Raw genomic sequence first — 5,791 nt, forward strand, 5'->3', positions numbered from 1 at the left:
GAGCCAGAAACCCTCCGTTCCGCAATATGCCTAAATTGTCCCATGGGCGCTGACTTCAGACACCTGAGCCAATGAGCGCTATCTGTTCGAAGTACTCCTCCACCCGGCGCGCTGCCATCGGCCCGCGCAGGGCGTTGCTGGTCGTGCGCACCTGGTCGAGGTTTATGGTGAAGTCCCCCACCAGCACATAGCCAATCATGCCCATGGCCAGATGCGGCTGGCAGAAGTAGCCGTAGGTGCCTTCGACATCGAAGGTCACGCTGATTTCTTCACCGATGGTACCGCCGAAGCTGACACCCCCGTCAGGCTGCATCTCGTCGAAACTTTGGACATTATGGCCCCGGTCCGCATGCCGGAAGTCAACGGTATCGCCTGGCGCGATATGCAGAACCGCAGGCGCAAAAGCCATCTGCGCGCCGTCCGGTGCGCGGTTATGGGCAGTCACGGTATGGGTTTCACCCGCCGCCATCAACCGGCCCGGTCGCACCACGAGCCCGGCGGCGCCCAACCCGAACAACATCAAGCCCTCACGACGCGAGAATGCCGCCTCTCGCCGTTCCGATGCCACAGACGTGATGGGTAATTTCATTGGCCTTACTCCGCTGTTTTACGTGAACTTCACTATTTTCTTGCCCTCTCCCCGCCCGGTGGCACGTTTCAGTCATGACCGGACAGGCAGGCGGCAGTTGCAGTCATGCGGCTCAATCTCCGAGCATCCAGATCCCATTCGGGTAGAAGGCGTGAAAGGCAAAGGCGAAAGGAATGTCATGCGGTACATCCTCGCCCTCGGCGCCGCTGACCCTGACCGTTCCGACATCGCGTCCCTCGGCAATGACGCGGCTGTCCAGCGCCGAGGCCTGGCCTGCGGTCCAGGTAATCGTGACGCCTGCTTCGCTGACCTGTCCCTCTTCCCGCAGCCGGGAGAACGGCCAGGCGCGTTCGCCCACGCGCAGGACACGTTCAAGCGGGCCGATCCCGTGCGGTGGGTCTTCGCCGGTGTAAAGGAAGGGCCGCGCGGCCCTGTCATAGCCGACATAAGGGTTCTGCCCATAGGCGCGGCGCCAATCGGGTTCGTCCATGACCAGGCCATCGGGGTTGCGCGCGCGGTATTCGCCCCAGCTTTCCATCCAGCCCGGCAGCGGTGTCAGCCGCGCGCCCGCGTGGTGCCCGACGATCCCTTCGCCGATGGCCTGCTGCCACCAGCTCTGGGTTTCGCGATCATACATGATCATGTCGGAATGACGCAGCTTGCCCGAAACGCCGAAGGTGAGGCTTTCACCCTCGACGCGGGCATCGAAGATCATGGCCGAGTTGCACAACGGGCAGTAAGTGACGGCGACCGGCATGTCGCCGACCACATCGTTGACGATCTCGTGCCACATCAGATAGCGGACCGGCCAGGCGCGGGGTTCGGCCTCCGGGTGTTCATAGGTCAGAACCGGCTCGCGATCATCGAGGCGGGTTTCCTGCGTTGCCCTGATATAGGCGGGCGCGTCGATCGCGGGGATGCCGTCTTTGGGCGGGCCGCCCTCCAGCACCTCGGAAAAGTCGATGGTGGTGCGGGGGAAATCGGTATCCGGCCATTCATGTTCCCAGTGAGCAGGATTGGCCAGGGCGACCCCGCTCCAGGCAACAAACCCGAGCGCAAGCAGGGTCTTGCCGAAAGCAGTCATGACACACTCCCTTCGATCAGAAACTATGCATTTGGTGCGCTCGGTCACTGCCCGCACCGGGCTGCCTTTTCGGCGCGCAAGGCGGGCACGGTTGCGGCGCCCTGCGCTGTGACCTGGTTGCGTGAGCAGTGGCGCAGGTCAGTTCTGAACGCGGTATTGCTCGTCCATGAAGAGCAGGTTGTCGCTACTGTCCGGCGCGCCCATGTGGCAGGCCGCGCAGAAATACATCCCGTCCGAGTTCTGCTCAAGCGTGCGCCCCATGAGCGACCCATCGGGCATGATCGCGGTGTAGATCCAGTCCTCGGTGTCGGGTGATGTGCCCGGCTCGGCCTTTTCCATCAGAAAGAGCGTTTCCCAGAAGGCTTCGCCATCGGCGCCGATGCTGAAGGTGGGCTTGGCGATGATGCCGCCTGCCGGCATCTCGCCGATTTCTTCATAACGGCCGTAATGTTCGGCGGCGATGGGGTTGGCGTGGTTGGTCGCGAAGCGTTCGCCATGCGTGGACGAAATGTAAGGCCGCGCCGCGAAGTTGGCCCAGGCGGCGAAATCCCGGCCTTCCTCCCGTTCGGACTGGCTCCAGGAAGCCAGCATGACGCCGGAATCGGCCGTGGCAGCGGCCTGCTCGTCGAACGTTTCCAGCAAGCAGTTGTAGAGCGCCTGAAGCTCCTCGTCGGTCACATCGGGCGGTGGCGCCGCCGCTGCGCAGGGGTTGGCCGCACAGGGGTTCGCAGCACAAGGATTGGCCGCGCAGGGGTTCGCAGCACACGGATTTGCGGCACAAGGGTTCGCCGCGCAGGGGTTGGCCGCGCAGGGGCTTGCAGCACAAGGGTTCGCAGCACAGGGAGCGCAGGAAGCCTCCTGCAAGCGCGGCACATAGCATCCTGTTGCTGCTCCGCCAGCAGCACAGGGGTTGGCGGCGCACGGATTAGCCGCACAAGGATTGGCCGCGCAGGGGTTAACAGCACACGGATTTGCGGCACAAGGGTTCGCCGCACAAGGGTTCGCGGCGCAGGGGTTCGCCGCGCAGGGGTTGGCGGCGCACGGGTTCGGCGCGCAGGTGCCGGCCAGTGCCGGGCTGCTGCCAGTCATAACCACAACACCGGCCCCCCCAAGGGTGCTTGCGCCCATTACGATCACGACCGACAAGATCGTGCTTGAGCGCAGACGGGCAAGCCGCTTCATCGTCATTCGCACGGAATTGTTCTCAGGCATCTGAACCTCCCAGTTTCACGGTCATCCGCGTTAGCTCGTCCACGCCGGCCGCCATGATGCGGCGGGTGTCGATGCAAGGAGGTTCGAGAAAACCGATGACGAAGTTACATTTTTTTGTGCCCCGGTGTAACCAGGGCGCGGCTCGTGCGGTACTCTGTGAGTAAGAACACCAGATACGGGATAACAGATGGAGCCGAACGAGCCTGCGCGGCCCGAGGGACTAGACCCTGTTTCGCTGGAGCGCCTCATGCAGCGCACCCAGGGCGGCGACCAGGTGGCCTATCGGGAGTTGCTGGCCGAAGTGGCGCAGCGGATGCGTCGGCTTGTGCGCCGTCGCGCGCCCTGGCTGAAGCCCGAGGATACCGAGGATCTCGTGCAGGATATCCTGCTGTCGCTGCACCGGGCCCGCGCGAGTTGGGACCCGGAGCGCCCCTTCCTGCCCTGGATGGTGGCCATCGCCCGTTCGCGCATGGCCGATAACGCGCGCCGCTATGCACGCCGGGCCGCGATAGACATGGCCGTGATGGATCTGGCCGAAACCTTTTGCGATGTCCCTGCGAATAGACATGCAGAGAATGTCGTGAACCTGATGTCGATGCAGAAGGCGATGGATAACCTTTCCCCCACCGAGCGGCAGGCCGTCGAGTTGCTCAGGCTCCGCCAGATGAGCCTGGCCGAAGCCGCAGAGGCCAGCGGTTCAACCGTTGCTGCAATGAAGGTGGCAATCCATCGTGCGATGCGCAAAATGCGAAAGACGCTTTGGAAGGAATGATGAGTTGACCGGGCGAAAGCGGGATATCGAGGCCACCGAGGCCCTGATCGAAAGGCTCAGCCGCGATGCTGCGCCGGTGCATCCGCTGCCGCATCCGGCGCGGCGCGCGGCGCGCTGGCTGGTCGTGGCGCTGGCTTTCGGTGCGGCGATGGTCTGGGCAATGGGGCCGCGCCCCGACTTGGCCGAACGGCTGGTGGACGCGCGTTTTCTGCTGGAACAGGGTGCGGCGCTGGCAACCGGGATTGCCGCGGCCATCGCCGCGCTGGCGTTCACCATTCCCGGTACCTCGCCCTGGTTGCGGATGCTGCCGGTCGCGCCCGGCGCGCTCTGGCTCAGTACATTGAGCCTGGGTTGCCTGCGCGACTGGTGGCAGATGGGCGCCGATGCGTTGCGGATCACCCCCGATCTGGCCTGTTTCGGCTATATCGCGCTGATCGGGTCGCTGCCTGCTGTCGTGCTGCTGTGGATGCTGCGCCGGGGTGTGCCGATCGCGCCGGGCTGGAGCATCGGGCTGGGTGCGCTTGCCGCGGCGGGGTTGGGAAACTTTGCGCTGCGGTTCTTTCACATGCAGGATGCCGCCCTCATGGTGCTGGTCTGGCAGGTCGGCTCGGTTATGCTGCTGGCCTTGCTGGCCTCGCTATGCGGGCACCGCCTGCTGCGCTGGCCCGGGCGCGCCGATGCAATCGGCTGAGGAGGCATCCATGTCCACATCCATCCCGCCGGTCGATTTGACGCAATTGCCAGCCGACGAGTTGCGCGCCATGCAGGCCGCCGACGAGGAAATCGCCGAATGCTACCGGGTGCTGCGCAAGGTCAATCTGAACGTGGTGGGCGAGATTCTGAAAGGGCAAGGCCAGTTCATCCGGCTCAACCATTATCCGCAGGGCGATGTCTATGACAGCGACACCCATGCGCAATATTATTATCACGCGCACCGCGATGGCGAGCACGGGCATTTTCATTGCTTTCTGCGTGCGGCGGGCATGCCGCCGGGGGCGGCGCCTGTGCCCGAGGCCGCGGGGCGCGACTGGCCGCAGGGCGACCAGGCGCTTTCGCATCTGATTGCCGTGTCGATGGACAGGAACGGCTACCCTATCGGCCTCTTCACCACCAACCGCTGGGTCACGGCAGAAACCTGGTATCCGGCCGAAGACGTGATCCGTATGCTGCCCCGCTTTGCGGTCGATCATGCCTGGCCGAGCTGGCCCACCAATCGCTGGCTGTCTGCGATGTTGCGGCTTTTCCGTCCGCAGATCGAGGCACTGGTGCGCGCGCGCGACGCGGCCCTTGCCGAACGCCGTGCCGCCTATCCCGACCGGGATGTCTATGAAGACCGCGACTTCGAGACGCTGAGTGAGACCTCGATCGACGTGGATGCGCAGATGCAGGCAATCCGGAAGGCGCTGAACGTCTGACGCCCACCGGGACACTGCTGGCGCTGAGATCTTTTGAGTGGGCAGGAAAAAAGGCACGATTCCTGCCACCCGCCGCGCAGCCGGGAAAAATGATTCCGGCATGTCCGGCTTTGGTTTAATTTCCCAGAATTTATGTGATTGCAGAAATTTTGTTCCTCATTATTGGCGAAGACACTGCTTTAATACGGAGGATTTTCCGCTATTTGATGATTCGTAACTGGTTCTGGAGGTCATGATGCGCCCCTTTGTCACCGCTTTGCCCCTTGCCGGGCTGCTGCTTGCCGGGGTTTCCTCGGCCGCGCTGTCGGCACCCGATGGCTGGAAGCCATTGCTTGAGCCCGGAGAGCTTGCTGCGATCCTTGAGCGTGAAGGCGATGTGCGCGTGGTTCATGTCAGCGGCGATTTCGCGGCCGGGCATATCCCCGGCGCGGTCCATGCGCCTTATGCCGAGTGGCGCGGCCCGCCGCAAAACCCCGGCGCGCTGCGTAGTCCCGAGGAGTTCGGTGCGCTGGTGCGCAGCCTCGGGATCGAGACCGACACCCCCGTCGTGGTCGTCCATGGCGGCGCCAACCCCACCGACATGGGCACCGCTGCCCGCGTCTACTGGACGCTCAAGTCGCTCGGGGTGGAAGATCTGGCGCTTGTGAATGGCGGCTTTGCCGCTTGGGCGGGGGCCGACCTGCCGGTCAGCACGCAGCCTGTCGAGGTGGCGCAGTCGG

7 protein-coding genes are annotated in these 5,791 nt (G+C 64.1%); 4 read left to right on the forward strand and 3 right to left on the reverse strand.

Going from position 1 to position 5,791, the window contains the following annotated elements:
- Positions 1-55: 55 nt before the first annotated feature.
- From DQ229_RS14430 to DQ229_RS14440, 3 genes are all read right to left on the reverse strand, one after another.
- Positions 56-589: a plastocyanin/azurin family copper-binding protein gene (locus tag DQ229_RS14430; protein WP_114966969.1), complete on the reverse strand. Its 534-nt coding sequence runs from the start codon at positions 587-589 to the stop codon at positions 56-58.
- Between the two features lie 112 nt (positions 590-701).
- A complete protein-coding gene (locus DQ229_RS14435) occupies positions 702-1,673 on the reverse strand; it encodes a DUF3179 domain-containing protein (RefSeq protein WP_114966970.1) in 972 nt (323 codons plus the stop codon).
- Between the two features lie 138 nt (positions 1,674-1,811).
- Positions 1,812-2,351 carry a hypothetical protein gene (locus DQ229_RS14440; RefSeq protein ID WP_114966971.1) on the reverse strand — a complete coding sequence of 180 codons (540 nt, stop codon included), beginning with the start codon at positions 2,349-2,351 and terminating at the stop codon, positions 1,812-1,814.
- 721 nt (positions 2,352-3,072) lie between these two features.
- On the opposite strand from DQ229_RS14440, the gene DQ229_RS14455 reads away from it, so the two are divergent.
- From DQ229_RS14455 to DQ229_RS14470, 4 genes are all read left to right on the forward strand, one after another.
- Complete coding sequence (locus tag DQ229_RS14455) at positions 3,073-3,657, forward strand: sigma-70 family RNA polymerase sigma factor (RefSeq protein WP_114966974.1); 585 nt, start codon at positions 3,073-3,075, stop codon at positions 3,655-3,657.
- Positions 3,658-3,661: 4 nt separating this feature from the next.
- Positions 3,662-4,348: an NrsF family protein gene (locus tag DQ229_RS14460; RefSeq protein WP_202909591.1), complete on the forward strand. Its 687-nt coding sequence runs from the start codon at positions 3,662-3,664 to the stop codon at positions 4,346-4,348.
- A 10-nt stretch (positions 4,349-4,358) separates the two neighbouring features.
- Positions 4,359-5,072: a DUF6969 family protein gene (locus DQ229_RS14465; RefSeq protein ID WP_114966975.1), complete on the forward strand. Its 714-nt coding sequence runs from the start codon at positions 4,359-4,361 to the stop codon at positions 5,070-5,072.
- A gap of 232 nt (positions 5,073-5,304) precedes the next feature.
- Positions 5,305-5,791: sulfurtransferase (locus DQ229_RS14470; protein ID WP_274378850.1), on the forward strand; the 487-nt coding region annotated here is incomplete at its 3' end.

It is taken from the genome of Alkalilacustris brevis (genome assembly GCF_003350345.1).
Lineage (GTDB): Bacteria > Pseudomonadota > Alphaproteobacteria > Rhodobacterales > Rhodobacteraceae > Alkalilacustris > Alkalilacustris brevis.